This is a genomic window from Rhizobium binae (genome assembly GCF_017357225.1).
In the GTDB taxonomy this organism is placed as follows: domain Bacteria; phylum Pseudomonadota; class Alphaproteobacteria; order Rhizobiales; family Rhizobiaceae; genus Rhizobium; species Rhizobium binae.
Genome location: NZ_CP071604.1, coordinates 2,827,905 through 2,847,767 on the forward strand (window position 1 = coordinate 2,827,905; position 19,863 = coordinate 2,847,767).

At 62.0% G+C, this 19,863-nt stretch carries 24 protein-coding genes; 5 read left to right on the top strand and 19 right to left on the bottom strand.

Features of this window, described 5'->3' with window-relative positions:
- Positions 1 to 18: 18 nt before the first annotated feature.
- The 10 genes from J2J99_RS13940 to J2J99_RS13985 form a co-directional block, all read right to left on the bottom strand.
- Complete coding sequence (locus J2J99_RS13940) at positions 19 to 390, bottom strand: cytochrome C oxidase subunit IV family protein (RefSeq protein WP_168300781.1); 372 nt, start codon at positions 388 to 390, stop codon at positions 19 to 21.
- Positions 391 to 397: 7 nt separating this feature from the next.
- Entirely contained in the window at positions 398 to 1,117 is a 720-nt protein-coding gene (locus J2J99_RS13945) for a heme-copper oxidase subunit III family protein (protein ID WP_168300780.1), read from the bottom strand.
- A gap of 11 nt (positions 1,118 to 1,128) precedes the next feature.
- Positions 1,129 to 1,842: a cytochrome c oxidase subunit 3 gene (locus J2J99_RS13950; protein WP_168300779.1), complete on the bottom strand. Its 714-nt coding sequence runs from the start codon at positions 1,840 to 1,842 to the stop codon at positions 1,129 to 1,131.
- Positions 1,839 to 3,608: a cytochrome c oxidase subunit I gene (ctaD, locus tag J2J99_RS13955; RefSeq protein WP_168300778.1), complete on the bottom strand. Its 1,770-nt coding sequence runs from the start codon at positions 3,606 to 3,608 to the stop codon at positions 1,839 to 1,841. The genes J2J99_RS13950 and ctaD overlap by 4 nt, the downstream gene beginning before the upstream one ends.
- Before the next feature lie 81 nt (positions 3,609 to 3,689).
- Entirely contained in the window at positions 3,690 to 4,508 is an 819-nt protein-coding gene (locus J2J99_RS13960; RefSeq protein WP_168300777.1) for a cytochrome c oxidase subunit II, read from the bottom strand.
- 145 nt (positions 4,509 to 4,653) lie between these two features.
- Positions 4,654 to 5,049 (bottom strand): c-type cytochrome, encoded by a 396-nt coding sequence (locus tag J2J99_RS13965; protein ID WP_168300776.1) that lies wholly within the window; start codon positions 5,047 to 5,049, stop codon positions 4,654 to 4,656.
- Positions 5,050 to 5,219: 170 nt separating this feature from the next.
- Entirely contained in the window at positions 5,220 to 6,143 is a 924-nt protein-coding gene (locus tag J2J99_RS13970; RefSeq protein ID WP_168300775.1) for an MYG1 family protein, read from the bottom strand.
- A gap of 167 nt (positions 6,144 to 6,310) precedes the next feature.
- A complete protein-coding gene (locus J2J99_RS13975; RefSeq protein WP_168300774.1) occupies positions 6,311 to 6,874 on the bottom strand; it encodes a hypothetical protein in 564 nt (187 codons plus the stop codon).
- A 226-nt stretch (positions 6,875 to 7,100) separates the two neighbouring features.
- Positions 7,101 to 8,381, bottom strand: a complete 1,281-nt coding sequence (blh, locus tag J2J99_RS13980) for a bifunctional sulfur transferase/dioxygenase Blh (protein ID WP_168300773.1) — start codon at positions 8,379 to 8,381, stop codon at positions 7,101 to 7,103.
- A 347-nt stretch (positions 8,382 to 8,728) separates the two neighbouring features.
- The gene (locus tag J2J99_RS13985; RefSeq protein WP_168300772.1) at positions 8,729 to 9,133 is read right to left on the bottom strand and encodes a hypothetical protein; all 405 of its coding nucleotides are present in this window, start codon (positions 9,131 to 9,133) and stop codon (positions 8,729 to 8,731) included.
- A 247-nt stretch (positions 9,134 to 9,380) separates the two neighbouring features.
- Here J2J99_RS13985 and ftsZ point away from each other — a divergent pair, with 247 nt between their 5' ends.
- The gene (gene ftsZ / locus J2J99_RS13990) at positions 9,381 to 10,403 is read left to right on the top strand and encodes a cell division protein FtsZ (RefSeq protein ID WP_168300771.1); all 1,023 of its coding nucleotides are present in this window, start codon (positions 9,381 to 9,383) and stop codon (positions 10,401 to 10,403) included.
- Positions 10,404 to 10,505: 102 nt separating this feature from the next.
- On the opposite strand, the gene J2J99_RS13995 is transcribed toward ftsZ, so the two are convergent.
- The gene (locus J2J99_RS13995) at positions 10,506 to 12,035 is read right to left on the bottom strand and encodes an Ig-like domain-containing protein (RefSeq protein ID WP_168300770.1); all 1,530 of its coding nucleotides are present in this window, start codon (positions 12,033 to 12,035) and stop codon (positions 10,506 to 10,508) included.
- Between the two features lie 422 nt (positions 12,036 to 12,457).
- Positions 12,458 to 13,282, bottom strand: coding sequence for a helix-turn-helix transcriptional regulator (locus tag J2J99_RS14000; RefSeq protein WP_168300769.1), 825 nt, complete (start codon positions 13,280 to 13,282; stop codon positions 12,458 to 12,460).
- A 91-nt stretch (positions 13,283 to 13,373) separates the two neighbouring features.
- Here J2J99_RS14000 and J2J99_RS14005 point away from each other — a divergent pair, with 91 nt between their 5' ends.
- Positions 13,374 to 14,264, top strand: a complete 891-nt coding sequence (locus J2J99_RS14005; RefSeq protein WP_168300768.1) for an SDR family oxidoreductase — start codon at positions 13,374 to 13,376, stop codon at positions 14,262 to 14,264.
- Between the two features lie 152 nt (positions 14,265 to 14,416).
- Here J2J99_RS14005 and J2J99_RS14010 read toward each other — a convergent pair whose 3' ends face one another.
- Genes J2J99_RS14010 through J2J99_RS34015 form a run of 4 tightly spaced genes read right to left on the bottom strand, consistent with a single transcriptional unit; the run spans position 14,417 to position 15,278 of the window.
- Positions 14,417 to 14,626, bottom strand: coding sequence for a hypothetical protein (locus J2J99_RS14010; protein ID WP_168300767.1), 210 nt, complete (start codon positions 14,624 to 14,626; stop codon positions 14,417 to 14,419).
- Between the two features lies 1 nt (position 14,627).
- Positions 14,628 to 14,828, bottom strand: coding sequence for a hypothetical protein (locus J2J99_RS14015; protein WP_016733431.1), 201 nt, complete (start codon positions 14,826 to 14,828; stop codon positions 14,628 to 14,630).
- A 57-nt stretch (positions 14,829 to 14,885) separates the two neighbouring features.
- A complete protein-coding gene (locus J2J99_RS34010; RefSeq protein ID WP_246735421.1) occupies positions 14,886 to 15,062 on the bottom strand; it encodes a hypothetical protein in 177 nt (58 codons plus the stop codon).
- A 21-nt stretch (positions 15,063 to 15,083) separates the two neighbouring features.
- Positions 15,084 to 15,278, bottom strand: a complete 195-nt coding sequence (locus J2J99_RS34015; RefSeq protein ID WP_246735420.1) for a hypothetical protein — start codon at positions 15,276 to 15,278, stop codon at positions 15,084 to 15,086.
- 52 nt (positions 15,279 to 15,330) lie between these two features.
- Here J2J99_RS34015 and J2J99_RS14025 point away from each other — a divergent pair, with 52 nt between their 5' ends.
- Both J2J99_RS14025 and J2J99_RS14030 read left to right on the top strand, forming a co-directional pair.
- Complete coding sequence (locus tag J2J99_RS14025; RefSeq protein ID WP_020921649.1) at positions 15,331 to 15,504, top strand: hypothetical protein; 174 nt, start codon at positions 15,331 to 15,333, stop codon at positions 15,502 to 15,504.
- Between the two features lie 226 nt (positions 15,505 to 15,730).
- Positions 15,731 to 16,060 carry a hypothetical protein gene (locus tag J2J99_RS14030; RefSeq protein WP_168300766.1) on the top strand — a complete coding sequence of 110 codons (330 nt, stop codon included), beginning with the start codon at positions 15,731 to 15,733 and terminating at the stop codon, positions 16,058 to 16,060.
- A gap of 160 nt (positions 16,061 to 16,220) precedes the next feature.
- On the opposite strand, the gene J2J99_RS14035 is transcribed toward J2J99_RS14030, so the two are convergent.
- The 3 genes from J2J99_RS14035 to J2J99_RS14045 form a co-directional block, all read right to left on the bottom strand.
- Complete coding sequence (locus J2J99_RS14035) at positions 16,221 to 16,664, bottom strand: SRPBCC family protein (RefSeq protein WP_168300765.1); 444 nt, start codon at positions 16,662 to 16,664, stop codon at positions 16,221 to 16,223.
- 113 nt (positions 16,665 to 16,777) lie between these two features.
- Positions 16,778 to 17,191, bottom strand: coding sequence for a GFA family protein (locus J2J99_RS14040; RefSeq protein WP_168300764.1), 414 nt, complete (start codon positions 17,189 to 17,191; stop codon positions 16,778 to 16,780).
- Between the two features lie 44 nt (positions 17,192 to 17,235).
- Positions 17,236 to 17,928, bottom strand: coding sequence for a type 1 glutamine amidotransferase domain-containing protein (locus J2J99_RS14045; RefSeq protein ID WP_168300763.1), 693 nt, complete (start codon positions 17,926 to 17,928; stop codon positions 17,236 to 17,238).
- 279 nt (positions 17,929 to 18,207) lie between these two features.
- Between J2J99_RS14045 and J2J99_RS14050 the strand changes: the two genes are divergently transcribed.
- Positions 18,208 to 19,854 carry a putative bifunctional diguanylate cyclase/phosphodiesterase gene (locus J2J99_RS14050; protein WP_168300762.1) on the top strand — a complete coding sequence of 549 codons (1,647 nt, stop codon included), beginning with the start codon at positions 18,208 to 18,210 and terminating at the stop codon, positions 19,852 to 19,854.
- Positions 19,855 to 19,863 lie beyond the last annotated feature (9 nt).

The following is a 19,863-nucleotide window of genomic DNA, read 5'->3' on the forward strand; positions in this document are numbered from 1 at the left end:
CTGCCGCGATGACCGGTTCTATGGCGTCGCGCCGAAGAAGGCGAGCCGGGTGAAGATGGTATAGTTCGATTCCGATACCATCAGCGCGACGAAGACCAGCACCAGCACCGGCGGCAGCAGGATGGCGTAGACGAGCGCCAGCCGTTCCCATGCCATGTGCATGAACACGGCGACGATCAGTCCGGCCTTCAGCATCATGAACAGAAGAATCAGAAACCACCGGAGATAGCCCTGGATACCGAGATAATCGACCATGTAGGAAAAGGCGCTGAGGACGAAGAGCAGGCCCCAGACAACGAGATAGAGCCGGATCGGGTGCTGCTGTCCCTGGACTTGTGTATGCAGGGCTTCGGCCTGCGGGCTTTGCCCATGCGCCGTTGTCTCGCTCATGACGACCTCACCACAGATAGAAGAATGCGAAGATGAAGACCCAGACCAGATCGACGAAGTGCCAGTAGAGCCCCATGATCTCGACCGCCTCGTAGCGGCCTTTCCGGCTGGTGAAAAAACCGCGCCGCTCGACGTCGAAATCGCCTCGCCAGACCTTGCGGGCAATGATCAGCAGGAAGATGACGCCGATCGTGACGTGGGTGCCATGAAAGCCGGTGATCATGAAGAAGGTCGATCCGAATTGTGCTGCCCCCCATGGGTTCTCCCAGGGCCGTACGCCTTCGGTGATCAGCTTGGTCCATTCGAAGGCCTGCATGCTGACGAAGGTTGCGCCGAGAGCGGCCGTCAGAAGCATCAGTATCGCGGTCACGCGGCGATCGCGACGATAGCCGAAATTGACCGCCATCGCCATGGTGCCGCTGCTCGAGATCAGCACGAAGGTCATGATCGCGATCAGGATCAGCGGCACGTCCTCACCGCCGATATGCAGCGCGAAAACTTCGCTCGGATTGGGCCATGGAACGGGCGTCGACATCCGGGCGGTCATATAGGCGATAAGGAAACAGCCGAAGACGAAAGTGTCGCTCAGGAGAAAGATCCACATCATCGCCTTGCCCCAGGAGGCGGTCTTGAAGGCGCGCTGATCCGAGCTGAAATCGGCGGCGACGCCGCGAAGGCCCGCCGGCCTGACGTCTGCCCCGCCATGTGTCTCGATAGTCTGTGCCATCTGCAAACCCCTTAGTTCAGTAGTGTGCGGCAGAGATCGACGAAGTCGTTCGCCCAGCCGGCGAAGAGCGCGAAGAGCAGGAGCCAGACGGCGAGCATGAAATGCGAATAGATGGCGGAAAGATCGACGCTGAGGCGCAGCCTGTCCGATGCGACCTCCGTTGAGAATGCCCTGACCGTCGTGTGCGCGAGGACGGCAAGGCCGCCGAGAATATGCAGGCCATGCAGGCCGGTGAGCATATAGAAGAAGCTGTTGGCGGGATTGTCGGCCAGCACGTAGCCGGCCGCCGTCAGCTCCCGCCAGGCCTGGATCTGCCCCGCGAGAAAGAAGACTGCAAGAGCAAGCGCGGCGACAAGCGCCGGCCGCAGGGCCTCCATGCGGCCATGCCCCGCCTCACGTTTCGCCCATTGCAGCGAAGCACTGCTGAGCGCAAGCGCCGCGGTATTCACCCAGAGGAGGCGCGGAACCGGCATCCCCCACCAGTCCGTCGACGCTGCACGCATGAAGTAGGCGCTGACGGCAAGGCTGAAGAGCGCGCCGACAACGCCGAGAAACACGAAGAGGCCGATCTTCACTGCCGGTACCGGCGGCCGGTCGGCCCCGTCATGGGCCGGCAGCTGAACCGATCCCGTTTCGAGCCACGGCTTGGAGGCCAGCCGCTGCCCGGCCAGCCACCAGACGATGATGGCGGCGATGGCTGCCAGGAAAATCAGCGTGATGCTCATGCCGGAACCTCCCGGGTGGCGCCATCGCTTGCCGGAACATTCTGCGGAATGAAATCCTCGGCCGCCCCCGGCACGCTGTAATCATAGGCCCAGCGGTAGACAACCGGCAGATCCCTGCCCCAGTTGCCATGCGCGGGCGGCGTCTGCGGCGTCTGCCATTCGAGCGTGGTCGCCCGCCATGGATTGCCGCCCGCCTCCCTGCCCCGGAAAAGGCTCCAGACCAGATTGAACAGAAAAACCATCTGGCCGGCGCCGACGACGAGCGCCATGAGAGTGATGAAGACGTTCAGCGTATGGGCCGAAGGCGGAACGAAGGCGGTCTCTCCCATCTCGAAGTAACGGCGCGGCACGCCGAGCAGACCGAGATAATGCATTGGAAAGAAGATCGCATAGGTGCCGAGGAAGGTGATCCAGAAGTGGATCTGGCCCAGCGTCTCGTCCAGCATGCGCCCGGTCACCTTCGGATACCAGTGATAGATCGCCCCGAAGATGACGAGGATCGGCGCAACCCCCATGACCATGTGAAAATGCGCGACGACGAACATCGTATCCGACAGCGGCACGTCGACGACGACATTGCCGAGGAAGAGGCCCGTCAGCCCGCCGTTGACGAAGGTGACGATGAAGGCGAGCGCAAACAGCATCGGCAGCGTCAGGTGGATGTCGCCGCGCCAGAGCGTCAGCACCCAGTTGTAGACCTTGATCGCCGTCGGAATGGCAATGATCAGCGTCGTGGTGGCAAAGAAGAAGCCGAAGGCCGGGTGCATGCCGCTGACATACATGTGGTGCGCCCAGACGACGAAGCTCAAGCCCCCGATGATGACGATCGCCCAGACCATCATCCGGTAGCCGAAGATGTTCTTGCGCGCATGCGTGCTGATCAGATCCGAGACTATGCCGAAAGCCGGCAGCGCGACAATATAGACTTCCGGATGCCCGAAGAACCAGAACAGGTGCTGGAACAGGATCGGACTGCCGCCGCCGTGCTGCAGTTGCGTACCCATCTCGACGATGGCGGGCATGAAGAAGCTGGTGCCGAGCACGCGGTCGAAGAGCATCATGACGCAGGCGACGAAGAGTGCCGGAAAGGCAAGCAGCGCCATCACCGTCGCGGTGAAGATGCCCCAGACGGTGAGCGGCATCCGCATCAGCGTCATGCCGCGTGCTCGCCCCTGCAGCACCGTCACCACATAATTCAGCCCGCCCATGGTAAAGCCGATGATGAAGACGATCAGCGAGATAAGCATCAGCAGGATGCCCCAATCCTTGCCGCCCGGCGTGCCCGAAAGAACGGATTGCGGCGGATAAAGCGTCCAGCCGGCTCCCGTCGGTCCGCCCGGGGCGAAAAAGCCTGCGGCGAGGATCAGCACCGCGAGCAGATAGATCCAGTAGCTCAGCATGTTGGCGTAGGGAAATACCATGTCGCGCGCGCCGACCATCAGCGGAATGAGGTAATTGCCGAAGCCGCCGAGGAAGAGCGCCGTCAGGAGATAGATCACCATGATCATGCCGTGCATGGTGATGAACTGGTAATAGTGATCGGCATCGATGAAGGCGAAATAACCTGGAAACGCCAGTTGGATCCGCATCAGCCAGGAAAGCACCAGCGCCACCAGGCCGATCGAGATCGCGGTGATCGAATATTGCACGGCGATGATCTTGGCGTCCTGGCTGAATACATATTTTGTCCACCAGCTGTGGGGATGATAAAGCTCGACATCCTCGACTTCGGCGGAGGGGATGCTGCCGGATGGAATCTCGACCATGATCTCTCTTCCCTTTCCCGATGCGGCCTCCGGCCGTCTTCCCCCGGTTCCCTGAACCGGCCCTGCAACCACGTCGCCGCGTCAGTTTGCCGGCGGCGGCGCTCCCGATGACGCCGTCAGCTGGGTGAATGTCTGCTGCTGCCCGAGCCAGGTCTGGTAGTCCGCGTCGTTGTCGACCACGACGGTGCCGCGCATTTGCGGATGCCCGACGCCGCAGAGTTCGGCGCAGAGGATCTCGAAGGTGCCAGTCCGCGTCGGTGTCAACCAGAAATAGGTGACCATGCCAGGGATCATGTCCATCTTGGCGCGGAATTCCGGCACGTAGAAATCGTGAAGAACATCGATCGAACGCAGGAGGATATGCACCGGCTTCCCGATTGGGAGATGCAGCTCGCCGCCCTCGACGATCACGTCGTCGAGGCCGCTTGCGTCGTTCTTGTCGAGGCCGAGCGGGTTCTCGGGCGTGACGTCGCGCGTCTCGGCGCGGCCGAGTTTTCCGTCCGCCCCCGGCAGGCGGAAGCTCCACAGCCATTGCTGGCTGACGACCTCGACCGATGCAGCATCGGCCGGCACCGATATGAACTGGTTCCAGACGATAAGGCCGGGCGCCAGCATGGCGGCGACGCCGACCGCCGTTCCCGAGGCGAGCAGCACCTCCAACCTGCGGTTTTCAGGCTCGTAATGCGCGGTGTTGCCGGGCTTGTGGCGGAAGCGGTAGACGCAATAGGCCATGAACAAAATCACCGCCACGAAGACGATGCCGGTGATCCAGAATGTGATGACGAGGGTGCTGTCGATATAGGTCCAGTTGGACGCGATCGGCGTCCACCACCACGGGCTCAGCACATGAAACAACACGGAGCCGACGACAATCAGGACGAGGATCAGCACGACAGCCATTTCCGCTCCTCCCCGAGCAGGTTGACCGTGAAACCGCATTCCATAAAAAGTCCGCGTTTATTATCGCACAGATAGAAAATATCTGCAATTACGGCAATTTAGCCATCCGCCACCGGCCGCGACCCGTCATTTGGGGTATTGCCCGTCACTGCGAATATTGCTTGAGATAGGCAATGAGATCGGTGATCTCCTGATCGTCCTTCACCCCGACGAAGGCCATCTTCGTGCCCTTCACCTTGGCTTTCGGATTGTGCAGATAGTCCCGCAACGTTGCCTCGTCCCACACGAGACCGCCCTCGCCGGCTTCCTTCATCGCGCTGGAATAGGCAAAGTTGGGATGCGTTCCGGCTTTACGGCCGAACAGCTTGTTCAACGACGGACCGACTTTGTTCGTATCGGAATCGGCGACGTGACAGGTCGCGCATTTCTTGAAAACGGTGGCGCCAGCCGTCGCGTCCCCCTCCTGCGCCCCGGCGGGACCAGGGGAAAGGGCAGTGACGGATGTGGCGATCAGCAGAACAACACGATAAGTCCACGGCAAACCTTATCCTCCTCAAGGTCGCCAGCCACTCGCACCCTCCGCATCATTCGCGTTTGAGTGGTGGTTGTCATGCCTTAAAGATTAGTCCTTCGCCGGAGCAAGTCAATCGGTCTCACAATTCGAAGCATCTGAGCGCAGTCTGATATCGCGTCGATCCCAAGCCTATTGGCCTATACGCCGATCGAAACCGCCTCCTGCACCGCCAATTCGGCCATGGCAAGGGCCGCTTCCCGGGTCGCGGCGGCGGCGATGAAGCGGCCGTTGTGGCAGAAGCTCGCGCCCTCTACGCCGCAAACCTCCTCCAGCTCTCCATTGGCAAGACCGGCCCAGGCCTTAGGCAGGTCGGCCCTCAGCGCGAATCCCTCGTCGGCGCGGCGGATGCCGGTTACGCACCAATCCTTTTCGCGCGGATGGACGACGAACAGCAGGTGATCGGCACCGGCCTTGATGATGGCCGGACGGAAGGGCATCCCCCTCGGCAGTTCCAGAACACGCCCTTGCCCGGCAGTGTCGATTGCCTGACGCACGATCGCCTCGGCCCGCAATTTTGCACCACTCTGGGCGATCCTCGCCTCGACGAAACTGCGGGCGATGGCAAGAGCCGCGCCGAAAGCGCGATCGTCAGCCTCGGGCTCCGCTTCGTCGAAAACCGGTTTCAGGGTCTCGAGCAGCGCCGGCAGCGTCAAGTTCGCCAACGGCCCGGAGGGGCTGAGCGCACCATTGTCGGTCAGATCGATCGGCAGCACGAAGCTCGCATCGAAAGAGCTATGCATGGCTTCGAGATGGTCTGCGGGAAGGCCGCAAGCGGCGAGATACTCGCGGCCGTAATGTTTCCAGATCAGGCCGAAGGAGCTGTAGGGTTGGCCATCGTCGCGCAGCGGCGCGCCGCGCTGGTGATGATCGAATATGCCGGCATCAGCGTCATAAACGCCGCCGACATCATAGATGATCCGGTCCTGCCCTGGCGTGATCCACTCGGGCGCCCGGCTGCGGATCAGGCGCGCCTGCGGGAAAAGCCGCGTCAGGATAACGCTCGACAGCAGTTCGTCGGCATGGAAGCCACCGGAATGGGTGACGAGGAAATCGGGGATCATGGAAATTGTGCGCCTTGTCGTTCGCGGCAGGTCCGCTTGCGGGTCCGAACCAGATAGCCGTTGCCGGCCACGATCTCAACCCGTCTTTGCGCATTCCGAAGGACGCCGGCCCGTTGCCGGAAGGCGCGTGGTAGTCTTGGATCGACGACAAGTGTGGAGAGGAAAACCTAACGCAGCACCGGTGCCGGCTGTGCCGCGACAAACGCGCGGCTGGCCGCCGCGCCGGCATGAAGGCAGATGAGTCCGATCGCGGCCAGAGTATTGATCAACAGAACCTCGGCGACAACGGCTGCCGAAAACGCCGCGTCGCCTGACGGAAGCACCGCCGTCGCGGCAAAAAGCATGCCCTCATAGGCAACGAAGCCTGCGAGGAAGGCGCCGGTCATGGTGACGGCAAGGCCCGCCGCAAGGCGAAGCACCCCGAGCGCTGCCGCAAGCGATGCAAATGCAGCAACACCGATCGCCAGTCCCCAGGCAAAACTGCCGAAGGTCTCGGGATAGCCGAGGACGAGATATCCCACCGTCTGGTTGGCAAGCCAGGCCAGCAGCACCGCCATCAGCGCCATTCGCCGGGGAAGAACGACTGCCGAGACCGCCGTCAGCGCCACGAACGGCGTGACGCAGGCAAAAACGAGGCTAAGAGCGACGCTGGCTCCGGCAATGACAGCGACCCAGGCGGCGGCAAAACCCGGTGCGGCAGGGCGCAGGGGAAGCTGATTTCGTTCGAGCATCGCAGAACTCCCTTCGGATGCGCGCAAGCGCCTGATAAAAATGATAGCGAAATTGCTGAAAAAAACCAGCGAAGCCGTCGTGTCCACCAAGATCATCTTGGGCGCGGGATCCACCAACGTCCCTGATGCTGATGAGATGACCCGCAGGGGTCTCGAAGGGTCATGCTGAAGTGCGCAGTCCGGAGGCGGAGCCTCGAAGGACACGCACAACGCGCTCCTTGCGTTCCTACAACGCATCCAACGGGATCTTCAAATACCGTCTGCCGTTCTCCTCCGGCTCCGGCAACCTGCCCGCCCGAATATTCACCTGCAGCGCATGCAGCATCAGCTTCGGCTTCGGCAGTGTGCGGTCGCGCGCCTGCCTGAGTGCGACGTAGCCCGCCTCGTCCTTGCCTGATATGTGGGGATTGTCGCGTTTCTGGGCAGCGACCGTGCTCTCCCAGCGCGGGTGGCGGCCGTTCGGCTGGTAGTCGTGGCCGGAAAAGAGGCGGGTATCGCCGGGCAGCGACAGGATCGCCTGGATCGAACGCCACAGAGCAGCCGCGCTGCCGCCCGGAAAATCCGTGCGCGCCGTGCCGGAATCAGGCGTGAACACCGTGTCGTGCACGAAGGCGGCGTCGCCGATCAGATAGGTCACGGAAGCAAGCGTATGGCCGGGCGAAAACATCACCCGGGCCTCCAGCGCGCCGATCGCAAACGTGTCACCGTCGGCAAACAGCCGGTCCCATTGCGAGCCATCGGCGGCAAGGGCTTGCCAGTTGTAGATCTCCTTCCAGAGAGCCTGCACCTCGGTGACATGGGCGCCGATCGCCGTCGGCGCGCCGGTCCTGCCCTTCAGGTAATGGGCGGCGGAAAAATGATCGGCATGCGGATGGGTGTCGAGGATCCATTCGAGCGCCAGGTGCTCGGCCGCGATATAAGCGAGAATGGCATCGGCGCTTGCCGTACCCGTTGCCCCCGAAGTCTCGTCGAAATCGAGCACCGGGTCGATGATAACGCAGCGCTTCGTCGCCGGATCGGTCACGACATATTGCACGCTTGATGTGCCAGCATGGAAGAAGGCCTTCACCTGAGGCGCCTGCCCTGCCCACATCTTCAGAAAGCGGAGCGCATTGGAAAGATCGAAGCCGTACTCCTTGCCCAACGCTTCAATTTCCCCCGCACTCATCCGCCCGTCGAGCGCCTCGGCGAGCGCATAAAGGGTCAGCGCCCGCGCACCGCTCTTGCAATGCGCAAGCACAGGCCCCTTGGCATCCGCCATCGCCGCCCGGAAGGCGATAATATCGGCCTCGGTGATCTCGGCGCCCTTCACCGGCACGAAGCTGTAGGAAAGGCCGGCGGCCGCCGCGGCCGCCTTTTCCGCCGCATTGCCCGGCTGGCCGGGATCTTCGCCATCCGGCCGGGCATTGATGACGCCGGCAAAGCCACGCGCCGCGAAATCGGCAAAATCCGCGGGCTCCGGCTGACCTGCCACCGATATGAGCTCATTGACCTTCACGGCTGTCATCGAAGCCCCGCCCCGTCCGCATCAATCAGATCACATGTATATTAGCACGATCTCACGAGTGTATTGCCGAGCGCAAGAAGAGTTATCCGTCGCATGGCGCCGGCTAGGCCCGGGCTCGGCTCCCGCCTCAAAACGACAGTGCCGCAGGACCCGCTTGATGTCGGCTAGCACGTCGCCGAATGACGGCACGGCGGCTGCCCACCCGACAGCAAAAAAGCACCGCCAATCAAAACTGACGTGAACCGTGCGCGGTCAATCTATTTGAACCGCGGCTCAAAGTTCGCTGCCTCCGGTTCGAGCGTCGCCGATCGGCGGCCCTCGCCGGTCGCAACCGCGTCATAAAAAGACTAGTTCTGGCCCTGCAAGCGGTCCATGACCTCCAGCAGCAGGTCGGCACAAGCTTTCATCGGCTCGTCCTCTGCGCATCTCAGATCAATCCGGGTGTTTCCGTCCTCGATCTGGAAATGCGCAGCCTTGGACGGTGGCGGCATTCGATGCCCCCGGAAACCACGGAAACCCATGTCGCCCCTCGAACCATGCCATCGGTAATCGGGGCGATCTCTCGACCGTCCATCCGGTTCGCCCATCATCCGCTCGTCGTCGCCGGGAGCAGCCGGAGGCGGTGGCGGCGGCGCGCTGGGCTCAGCCGCTGCCGGCGGAGTTCCAGCAGATGACGGGGCTGGCGGTTGTTGTGCGAAGGCGGTGCCGGCGAGTGCGGCAAGAGCAAGGCTTGATAGCAAAAGTCTTTGCATGGGATCGATCCTTTCGGAGCCGTGGGCATGCCTATAAACACCGCGGCTGGCCTTTGGTTCACACACTCTTCCGCTGTGAGCGAAATCCGCAGAGGATGTGGCAGCGATCCCGACGGCAACAATCACAGGTGTGTCGCCGCCCCGGACTTCTTTCGCCTCGCCTCCGCCTTGTTGCGCGTTTATCCTCATCGTCGATTCGCTGTCCGCGACGAGGCGCGGGCGCAAGATTGCATCAAAGGAGAGTGCGATGACGGACGCCAAGAGCGGCATTTCGGGATTACGGCCGCATATTACGGTTATCGGCGTCGGCGGGGGCGGCGGCAACGCCATCAATAACATGATTGCGGAAAAGCTGGCGGGTGTCGAATTCGTCGCCGCAAACACGGACGCCCAGGTTCTCGCCACCTCAAAGGCGTCGCGCCGGATTCAGCTCGGGGCGAATGTGACGGAAGGCTTGGGTGCCGGTTCGCTGCCTGAGGTCGGTCACGCAGCCGCCGAGGAGTCGATCGACGAGATCATGGATCACCTGGCTGGCTCGCATATGTGTTTCGTCACCGCCGGCATGGGCGGCGGTACGGGCACCGGCGCGGCCCCGGTCATCGCGCGCGCCGCACGCGCGGCTGGCATCCTGACGGTTGGCGTCGTCACCAAGCCCTTCACGTTCGAGGGCAATCGCCGCATGCGGACGGCCGAAGTCGGCATCGAGGCGCTTCGTCAGGCCGCCGATACTGTCATCGTCATTCCCAATCAGAACCTCTTCCGCATCGCGGACGCGAAAACCACCTTCGCCGATGCCTTCATGACAGCCGACCGCGTGCTCTTTGCCGGCGTCGGCTGCATCACCGATCTCATCGTCAAGGAAGGCCTGATCAACCTCGATTTCGCCGATGTGAAGTCGGTCATGCAAGGCATGGGCCGCGCTATGATGGGCACCGGCGAAGCCGCCGGCGAAAGCCGGGCGATGAAGGCGGCGGAAGCGGCAATCGCCAACCCGCTGCTCGACGATATTTCCATGAAGGGAGCCAGGGGCGTGCTGATCTCGATCTCCGGCGGTTCGGATATGACGCTGTTCGAAGTCGACGAGGCGGCAAGCCGTATTCGCGACGAAGTGCAGGACGACGCCGATATCGTCGTCGGCGCGATCTTCGACCGCAGCCTGGACGGCAGGTTCCGCGTTTCCGTCGTGGCGACCGGCCTGGAAGCTAGCGCTCCCCCGCTATCGGCGCCCAATCACACGGCCGAACAAGTCCAGACGCGCACGTTGCAATAACACGCCCGCAGTATCCTGGCTTGCTCGCGGCTCCGGCCGGACAAACGTCGCTCCATCGCATAAAGTACGCGATAGGGCGACGTCACCGTTCGGGGGCCAAGGCTATCGGGCGAACAATATCTCCGAGATGTTGTGCACCACGGAGATTTCGTCGGTCATGGAGTTGGTGATGTAGATGGCATCCGCCGCCGCGTCATAGGACACGTTGGTGGTGGAGTCGTCTCCTGGTATGGCGATGTTGACATCGATTGCCGTCTTGATGCCGGTCTTGAAATCGAATGCCGTGCTCATGTGCTCGCTGCCGGACGAATCGCCGAAGAAGAACGTGCCGTCGACGGCAAAGCCGTAGCCGAGTGCGCCCGCCGCGAAGGTCTTGGATTCGATCGGGTTCAGCGTGTCGGGGTCGATCTTGGAGACCTGCCAGGTGGAATCATCGATCCGGCCGACGACGTAAATGCCGGTCGAATCCTGCATCGTGTTGACCGCAGTGAAGCCGTCCCAGTCGAACGTACCCGCTCCATTCTTGCCGATAAGGCCAGGGATCGGGTCGCCCTTCTGATCGAGCGATCCGTCTGCGGCATCCCACTTTGCGAGATAGGTCTGATCCGGGAAAGGATCCTCTTCCCCCCTCGCCTCGTTGGTTCTTCCGATGATTGCGCCGCCGCGGACCGTAAAATAGGTTCCGCCGATATCATATTGGCCAAGGTCATAGTCGCCAAGAGAGATGGCGCCGCTGGCGTTGTCGGCCTCGAATGCGGAGGCGTTGTCGTAGATGTAAACCATGGAATCGTCGGGGAAACCATGGCCGGAGCTGACGTAATACCTGCCCGTCAGCGGATCGATCGCAACCCCTTGGAGTTCGTAATGGTCGAGGAAAGGCCGCACCGCCTCCGCCTGCGCCTCGACATGATCCGTCTTGACCGACTTGCCATCCGTGACGCCGTTCACCGTCAGTGAGATCACGCCGGCATCCGTGTGTCCGGTGCCGTCGGAGACCTTGTAATATTCAAGCGTCTCCGTGACATGCGCGCCGTCGTTGAGCCCTGCTTTCACGGCCGGGTCGAGATCATAGGTGAAGCTTCCGTCGGCTGCGAAGTGGAAGGTACCGAACTCGCCGGAGACCTCGGTGCTGCGATCGGTGCTGACGCTGGCGCCGTCGACCGAGCGCAGAAAGAGATGGCCCGCCTCCCCGTCGAGGTCGTTGGCAAGCACGTTGCCTTCCATCGCGCTGCCTTCGCGGAAGGTGAAGCCATCGTCGACCGCGACCGGCGGGCTGGTCACGCCATGAATGTCGAGCGTGAAATGGCCGACATCGGTATTGCCGGCGCCATCGGACATCTTGTAGCCGATCGTCTCGCGCAGCGTCATCCCGTCCCGGAAATCCAGCTTGGCCGCCTCGTTCAGCGTATAGGTATAGGAACCGTCGGCCTTGACGTGAAACATGCCGTACTCGCCGGCGATATCGGTGACCTGCCCGCTCTGCTTGGCGACAATCCGCTCGCCGTCGAAGAAGCTGAGCGCCATGTGGCCGCTGGCGCCGGCCACGTCATTAGCCAGCAGATTGCCTGAGATTGCGTCGCTTTCGGAGACGCTGAGGTAATCGTCGATCGCTGTGGGTGCAGACACTGTCATGGATATCTCCTTCAAGATCCATTTCGCCGGTCAGCCGGAAGGAAAGCAGCCTACGCGGCGTGGGTCAAATGATTTTCTAGTGAAAGTAGTATTTTAGGCTTTCACAGCTTTATTGTGTTATGCATCTCGGCATGGGAAGCGGAGGGCCAGGAGGCGAGTTTGGCGACGAAGCGATAAGGCAGGCGGGGATTCTTTCACGCGTCCCCTCGCCTCACTTCCTCCACCAGACCCCTGATCTTCACCATATCCGTCGTCGCGAACCAAGCGGAGATCGGTCAACTTCAGGGTTTTCGCCGCCAGCAGCAGCTTGGCATTGGCTGATGCGGCAATCCGCAGGCTCATGCGCTCATCGTCTTCAACGGGCGCTCTCGGCATGGCACGCTCTGTGCTTATTCGAAGCGTAGGTATGATCCTGACGCATGTCACCCCAGCACCTGCCTGATCTTCTCTGCATCCTCCGCCGTCGCGGGATTATACACCACCATGCTGAGGTCGGGCCGGCCGTCGACTTGAAACGCCGAATATTCGAAGGAAAGCAGCCCCAGCACCGGGTGTTTGATGTGCTTGGCGCCCTCGCCGTGGGTGCGCACGTCGTTGTCGCGCCACATGGCCAAGAATTCCGGGCTCTTGCGGCAGAGTTCGTCGACCAGCGGCTCGACTTGCTCCGCAGCCCCCGCACGCGCCGCATCCACCCGGAAGGCGGCGACGACGAGGCGGGCCACACTTTCCCAATCATATTGGGCGGCGCGCACGCGCGGGTCGAGGAAGATAAAGCGCAGCACGTTGCGCTCTTCCGGCGGCAGCGCGCCGTAATCGGTGAGCAGCACGGTCGCCGCGCGGTTCCAGGCGACAACGTCCCAGATGGCGTTGCGGATCAGCGCCGGGCTCGGGTCCAGCGCATCGAGCACGCCCTGCAGGCGCGGCGTCACGCCTTCCTGCCTGCGATAGCGTACCTCCGGCGGCCGACCAAGGCCGATGAGGAAGAGATGCTCACGCTCGACATCGGTCAGCATCAAGGCGCGCGAAATCCGGTCGAGCACGTCGGCGGAGGGCGCGCCGCCGCGGCCCTGCTCCAGCCAGGTATACCAGGTGGGGCTGATATTGGCGCGGCTCGCCACCTCTTCACGGCGCAGGCCCGGCGTGCGCCGTCTCTCCCCCGCGAAACCGAAGGCGGCCGGATCGAGCTTGGCGCGAAGGCCCCTGAGATAGGAACCCAGCCGGTTTTCGGAGGTAACGAATTCGCTCATCCTGTTAGCCATTATACCATGATAAGGTCACTACTTTACCATGATAGCGCTCTCGCCGATACCTGTCTCCAGCCTACCAGGAGATATCGACATGCGCATATTCGTCACCGGAGCCACAGGCTGGGTCGGCTCGGCCGTCGTCAACGAACTGATCGCCGCCGGCCATCAGGTACTCGGCCTCACCCGCTCGGAAAAAGGCGCCAAAGAACTGGCGGCCGCCGGCGCTGCGATCCATCGTGGCACGCTGGAAGATCTGGAAAGCCTGAAGTGCGGCGCGGCCGAAACCGACGGCGTGATCCACACCGGCTTCAACCACGATTTCTCGAACTTTGCCGAAAACTGCGCGCTCGACCGGCACGCCATCGAGGCGATCGGCGAAGCCCTCCAGGGCTCCGACCGGCCGCTGCTGGTGACCGCAGGCCTCGGCCATGCATCCGGCCGTATCGCCACCGAGAACGACCCGCCGATGCCGACCACCGAGACCTATCCCCGCGCCTCGGAAATCACCGCCGTATCGCTTGCGGCGCGTGGGCTGCGCGCCTCCACCGTCCGGCTGCCGCCCTCCGTGCACGGCCATGGCGACCATGGCTTCGTGCCGATCCTGATCGAGACCGCCCGGCGCACGGGCATGTCCGCCTATATCGGTGAAGGCCAGAACCGCTGGCCGGCGGTGCACAGGCGCGATGCCGCCCGGGTCTATCGCCTGGCAATCGAGCGCGGAGCTGCTGGCGGGCCGTTCCTCGCCGTCGCCGAACAGGGCGTCGTCTTCAAGGAGATCGCCGAGCTGATCGGCCGTCGATTGAACGTGCCGGCCATCTCGCTCTCGCCGGACGAAGCAGCGCAGCACTTCGGCTGGTTCGGAATGTTCGCCGGCCTCGACGTGCCGACGTCGAGCGCGAACACCCGCGCATTGTTGGGCTGGGAGCCGGAACAGCCCGGGCTGCTCGCAGACATCGATCATCCGGCGTATTTCGGCGGATAGGCTACCGGTGATGGAACGCGGAAGCAGGCGAGACGTTGCCACGATTCCGCTTCTCCCTCGGGGGAGAAGATGCCGGCAGGCGATGAAGGGGCCACGCGGCACACCTTCCAATATGACAGCCGCGAAGCACGAGCCGGCGCGCCGCAAGCCTGCTACCGCATCCGCCCTTCATTCATGTCGGCCGGATCGTAATTGACATCCCAATCCTTCTTCGGCTTCTTCGTCCCCGGCGGATCCCTGTTCACCGTAGCGTCCTCCGAGCCGGTGATGACGGTCGGCTTGGCGCTGGCGACGCCGCTGGCTTTGCGGTCGGCGCGGGATTTGGCGAACTGGCCGGCGGCGTCTTTTTCGGGGTGGGTCATCTCATTCGCCTTTCTGCTTCATCGCGTCGCCCAGATCCTTCATCTCGGGGTCGCGGTTGTTTTCGCCTTTCGCGTCGCGGTTCTTATCGGGATCGTCTTTGGGTTTCAGGTAGCCGCGCGGGGTATTGCCCTTCGGGCCTTCCCAGCGTGGGGATTGATCGGTGGTGCCGGGCGCACCGTCTCTGGGGGTCGTCATGCCCATTGTCGTTTCTCCTTGGTTGAACAGGGAAAACCGCAAAGTGCGGCAACTGTTCCCGGCTTATCGAAGCGAGGCGAGCCTCGTGCAGCCAAAGGCAAGCAGCGCGACGGCGGCATTGACCGCATGCGAATATTCCCACTGGCGACGCAGCGTCTCCCAATCATCCGGCTGCAAGGTCGCTGCGTTCGCCGGCTGGGTGAAAAGCATGAAGATGACGAGGTTGAGCACGATCGGCACAGCGGCAGCGTCCGAGAGCGTCTAGGCCGGCGCATCGGCCTTGAGCACGATGGCATTGCCGATATTGGCGAGGAAGGCGAGCGCCAGCAGCAGGCCGACGATCCGCCAGTCGGCGCCGGCGCGATGAGCGCCAGGCAGGTAATGATGACGGCAAGGAATCTGATGAGGGCGGAACCGGCGCCGGCAGGCGAGCTTCCCCGAAAATATGGAACTCACTCCTGCCCGAACGGTTCCCCTGAAGTCCCCAACCCGAGACATGGAGCCCGACATGAGCAAGACGAACGTCCGCGAACTTCAGAAACGCGCCGAACAGCAGGTCAGAAATACCAGCGCCGGCGGCCACCTCGGTGGCACCTATTTCGGCCAGCAACCCGACGGAAAAACCGCCTCGGATACGACCAACGACAGCGCCAAGGCCCGGCCGAACGACGGCAGCAATTGAGCAGGCACGGCCTCAAGGACAAGATATCCGACCAGCTCATCGATCACTCACCGCGGGGCTGCGCGGTGAGTGATTCTTGGAACAGACGTGAGCGCGGCCGGCTTTCCTCCAACGTCTACCATCTTCAGCGCCTGTCATTGAACGGCGTCGACCATTTCGTCGAGATGTCGTGAAACTTCTTGTCCCCGATCGACTTTCTACAACGAGGCGAAACAAGGAGCTCCAAATGTCCGGCGAAGCCGAAAACAACGCTAAAACCGCCATCGTTCCGGTTCAGAGCGCGTCATTAGCCGAGCAAGCCGCCACCGCGGCGGCGCTTGAAGACATGCAAAAGGCAAGCCTCGAACCCCTTCAGGCCGCGCCGGCGCCGGCGCCGGCAGCGGCGCGATTTTCCTGGCACCTCGATCCGCAGGAAATGGCCAAGCTGATCTCTGATCTATGGACACTGCCAATGGTCTTCTGGTCGACGGGCCAATTCTTAGCCTATTCCCTCTGGCTGTCCTCGCTGCCTCCTGCGGCCGAAACGATGGATCCGATCGGTCAACGCATGGTTTAGCAAAGCGATCGATCGCCGGCCATCACTCCAGAGCTCTATGGAACGTCGCCTTTCCGCCCTCATTCCAGGCATATTTCCGGATGAGGGCCGGAGAGGCAAAGCGCCGGCGCCAGGAGCAGGCGCAGCCGGGTGGCCGCTTTTCAAGCCCAGCGCAGGCGGTTTATCCCTTGATATCCGGCTCGACGACCTTGGCGAGGTTGCGCAGCGATTCCTGCCAGCCGAGGTAGCAGGCCTCGGGCGGGATGACGTCGGGCACGCCGGCCTGGGTGATGTTCACTTCTGTGCCGACCGAGACTTTTTTCAGCGTCACGGTCACGTCCATTTCGCCCGGCAGGTTGGGGTCTTCGAACTTGTCGGTATAGCGAACCTTTTCGCCCGGGACGAGCTCGAGGAATTCGCCGCCGAAGGCGTGGCTGTTGCCGGTGGTGAAATTGCGGAAGGACATTCTGAAGGTGCCGCCGACTGCCGGTTCCAGATGATGCACGGTGCAGAGAAAACCGTTCGGCGGAAGCCATTTGGCGAGTGCGTCTGCCTCGATGAAGGCGCGATAGACCTTTTCCGGGCTGGTCGCGAGAACGCGGTGCAGGCGTATGGTGTTCGGCATGGTCGTGATCCTCTGATGGACGGAATGAACGAGCTAAGGACGGACAAGCCTCTGCCGATCCGACATGGGATCGATCTTTTCTTCGAGGAAAATCGCTCGGAGCCGTGCGGGTATCAGCTCGGCATGCCCTCGAACTGCGGAAGGTGCAGCGGCGTTGCCCAGGCCAACCGCCGTTTGGTGAACATCTCGACTCCCGGCTGTATCAGTTCTGGCCGGTCCAGACTGCCGAGGGTGATAAAGACCAGGCCGGGGAAACTTTCGAGGTTGCTGCTGAACAGCCTCGCCCCGCAATCGGGGCAAAAGTTGCGATCCAGCCCTTTGCCGGAATCGGCGATGTAGTGAAATGCTTTCGGGTTGCCGGCCACCAGGGTGAAATCATCCTGCGGCACGGCAAAGAAGGTGGCGGCCTCGCCGCCCGAGGCCTTCTTGCAATCCAGACAATGGCAGTCGGCGACAAAGGTCGGATCGGTATCGAAGGTAAACTGCACCGCGCCGCAGGCGCATTTCCCAGTATACTTCTTGCTCATGCCAAGCGCCTTTCCTCTGGTGTTGGAATGCCGACCCATTGGCCTCAGGCCGCAGCCTGCTCGCCCAGCGCATTGAGCAGCAGGCGAGCGGCCTGCTTCGAAGAAGCCGGGTTCTGTCCGGTGATCAACCGATCATCCTGGACGACATGCACGGCCCAGTCTTCCGTCGCCGAAAACTTCGCCCCCTGCGCTCTCAGCACGTCTTCGAGCAGATAGGGCACGACCTCGACGAGATGCACGGCGGCCTCCTCGGAATTGGTGAATCCGGTGACCGTCCGCCCCTTGGCGATCGGCCCGCCATCGGGCGCCTTCACCTTCGTCAGTATCCCCGGTGCGTGACAGACGAGCGCCAGCGGTTTTCCGGCCGCAAGCGTCTCCTCGATGAGGGCGTGGGCGTTGCCGTCGTTGGTCAGATCCCAGAGCGGGCCATGGCCGCCGGGAAAGAACACCGTGTCATAATCGGCCTGGTCGACGTCAGACAGCTTCAACGTGTTCGCGAGGGCGGCTGTGGCTTCCGGGTCGCGTTCAAACCGTCGCGTGTCTTCCGTCTGAAAGGCCGGCTCGTTGCTCTTCGGATCGAGCGGAGGCTGGCCTCCCGCCGGCGAAGCGAGCGCCACCTCGGCCCCGGCGTCACGGAAGACGAAATAAGGAGCGGCGAGTTCCTCGAGCCAGAAGCCTGTTTTCAGGCCGGTATTTCCCAGCCGATCATGCGATGTGAGAACCATGAGAACTTTCATTGCCCAGCTCCTTCGGCCCGACCCGCGGACAAAGCCGTCCGCGTCCGTTCAACGGTGACATACTGCCTGCAATCTCATGCTGAATGCCGAAATCATAGATCGGCCGCCCGCGCGACACAAGCCTCAGCCCTCGACTGGAACCCACCGCGATCAAAACCGCGCGGAGGTTAAGGATTGTTAATCGGAAATGCCTAATGTAAATCTTACCGAGCATAAGTTGTGTGGGAACGGAGTTGCTATATTATCTGGTAGGATATTCGATTAGGGAGAACCTCCTGCATGCGGAAAGTTCCTGCTGCCCGTTTAGCCCTCGGAAAGCCGGAGGCAGAGAGCTTGATCGACCGGCTGTTGTTCTTTGACCGCGATTTCAATCCCATCGAGGATCTGCACGGCAATGTGCTGCCCTCATCCGTCAAGCCAGCCGCGTCCTTCTGGGAGCATTTTCCGGAGCTGGACAAATCAGCAATTACGCTCGCTCTCCGTTCGCTGGATGATAATTCCCAGCCTTTGCGCATATCGGGCGATCTCGGCGCCCCCGGCGCAAACGGCTTGACGATATACCGGATCGGCGACCTGTTTGCCGTCGTCCGATCCGAGGAACGAATTGACGACGAACGCGCAACGCTTTTGCATCTGGCGACCCATGATCCGCTGACCGGACTGCCGAACCGGCGCCAGTTCAGCGAAGATCTGACCGCCCTGTTGCAGGAAACCCAAGGCGCGAGCGAGACTCTGTCGCTGATGCAGCTCGACCTTGACGATTTCAAACCCGTCAACGACACGCTCGGGCATGCCGTCGGCGATAAGCTTCTTCAATCGGCGGCAAGGCGTATTCTTGCCTGCCTTTCCAGCGATGACAGAGCCTATCGGCTGGCCGGTGATGAATTCACGGTGATATCGGTGGGCTCGGGACATCCCGCCAAAGCGCACCGTTTGGCGGACGATCTGGTTGCCGCGTTCAAAAAGCCCTTCATGCTCGATGGCATCGCCGTCTTTGTCGGCACCAGCATCGGCATATCCACGGCTCCACCGGACGGGACAACTCCGGAGGAGCTCATGAAGGCGTCCGACCTTGCGCTCTATACTGCCAAGAAAGAGGGGCGCGGTCGGGCAAAAGCCTTCGACCCGGCAATGCTTGAACTGCTGGAGCAGCGGGAACTGCTGCGCCGCAGCCTGCGCATGGCCCTGGTGCAACAGCAATTCTATGTCGAATACCAGCCCATCGCAGAGGGCGGGTGCATCGTCGGCTTCGAAGCATTGCTGAGATGGCACCATCCCCTGCTCGGAAAGATCCCGCCGGCGTCGTTCATTCCGATGGCCGAGGCGGATGGAATGATGCCCGAGATCGGCGCGTGGGTTTTGGAGCAGGCATGCCATGAGGCGATGAAGTGGCCCGAGAGCTGCATCGTCGCCGTCAATCTGTCAGCGGCGGAGTTCCTGACAAGCGGCCTCACCGACCGAATTTCCCAGACGCTGGACCTTGTCGGACTTCCGCCCGAACGCCTCGAGCTCGAAATAACCGAAAGCGTGCTGCTCGAGCGGACCGTCAACAACATCGACACCCTGAACACTCTCAATGTGCTGGGCATCCGGATTTCTCTTGATGATTTCGGGACGGAATATTCGTCCCTGAGCTATCTGAAAACATTCCCTTTCGATACGATCAAAATCGACAAATATTTTATCACCGATCTCGAAACCGACCTCAAAAGCCAGGCTATCGTCCGCTGCATCGTCAACCTTGCGCATGACCTCGGCATGCAGGTGACGGCCGAGGGGGTCGAGACGCCGGGTCAGGCGGAATGGTTGCACAGCGTCGGCTGCGACAGGCTGCAGGGCTATTTGTTGAGCAGGCCGCTTGCCGTGGAGGCAATTGACGAATTCATTACCCGCGCGGACGCATCCAAGATCCACGCTCGACGATAGTGCTTTACC

Coding starts and splice junctions, on each gene's coding strand:
- J2J99_RS13940 (WP_168300781.1), bottom strand. CDS start 390: ATGAGCGAGACAACGGCGCATGGGCAAAGCCCGCAGGCCGAAGCCCTG.
- J2J99_RS13945 (WP_168300780.1), bottom strand. CDS start 1,117: ATGGCACAGACTATCGAGACACATGGCGGGGCAGACGTCAGGCCGGCG.
- J2J99_RS13950 (WP_168300779.1), bottom strand. CDS start 1,842: ATGAGCATCACGCTGATTTTCCTGGCAGCCATCGCCGCCATCATCGTC.
- ctaD (WP_168300778.1), bottom strand. CDS start 3,608: ATGGTCGAGATTCCATCCGGCAGCATCCCCTCCGCCGAAGTCGAGGAT.
- J2J99_RS13960 (WP_168300777.1), bottom strand. CDS start 4,508: ATGGCTGTCGTGCTGATCCTCGTCCTGATTGTCGTCGGCTCCGTGTTG.
- J2J99_RS13970 (WP_168300775.1), bottom strand. CDS start 6,143: ATGATCCCCGATTTCCTCGTCACCCATTCCGGTGGCTTCCATGCCGAC.
- J2J99_RS13975 (WP_168300774.1), bottom strand. CDS start 6,874: ATGCTCGAACGAAATCAGCTTCCCCTGCGCCCTGCCGCACCGGGTTTT.
- blh (WP_168300773.1), bottom strand. CDS start 8,381: ATGACAGCCGTGAAGGTCAATGAGCTCATATCGGTGGCAGGTCAGCCG.
- J2J99_RS13985 (WP_168300772.1), bottom strand. CDS start 9,133: ATGCAAAGACTTTTGCTATCAAGCCTTGCTCTTGCCGCACTCGCCGGC.
- ftsZ (WP_168300771.1), top strand. CDS start 9,381: ATGACGGACGCCAAGAGCGGCATTTCGGGATTACGGCCGCATATTACG.
- J2J99_RS13995 (WP_168300770.1), bottom strand. CDS start 12,035: ATGACAGTGTCTGCACCCACAGCGATCGACGATTACCTCAGCGTCTCC.
- J2J99_RS14000 (WP_168300769.1), bottom strand. CDS start 13,282: ATGAGCGAATTCGTTACCTCCGAAAACCGGCTGGGTTCCTATCTCAGG.
- J2J99_RS14005 (WP_168300768.1), top strand. CDS start 13,374: ATGCGCATATTCGTCACCGGAGCCACAGGCTGGGTCGGCTCGGCCGTC.
- J2J99_RS14010 (WP_168300767.1), bottom strand. CDS start 14,626: ATGACCCACCCCGAAAAAGACGCCGCCGGCCAGTTCGCCAAATCCCGC.
- J2J99_RS14015 (WP_016733431.1), bottom strand. CDS start 14,828: ATGGGCATGACGACCCCCAGAGACGGTGCGCCCGGCACCACCGATCAA.
- J2J99_RS14025 (WP_020921649.1), top strand. CDS start 15,331: ATGAGCAAGACGAACGTCCGCGAACTTCAGAAACGCGCCGAACAGCAG.
- J2J99_RS14030 (WP_168300766.1), top strand. CDS start 15,731: ATGTCCGGCGAAGCCGAAAACAACGCTAAAACCGCCATCGTTCCGGTT.
- J2J99_RS14035 (WP_168300765.1), bottom strand. CDS start 16,664: ATGCCGAACACCATACGCCTGCACCGCGTTCTCGCGACCAGCCCGGAA.
- J2J99_RS14040 (WP_168300764.1), bottom strand. CDS start 17,191: ATGAGCAAGAAGTATACTGGGAAATGCGCCTGCGGCGCGGTGCAGTTT.
- J2J99_RS14045 (WP_168300763.1), bottom strand. CDS start 17,928: ATGAAAGTTCTCATGGTTCTCACATCGCATGATCGGCTGGGAAATACC.
- J2J99_RS14050 (WP_168300762.1), top strand. CDS start 18,208: ATGCGGAAAGTTCCTGCTGCCCGTTTAGCCCTCGGAAAGCCGGAGGCA.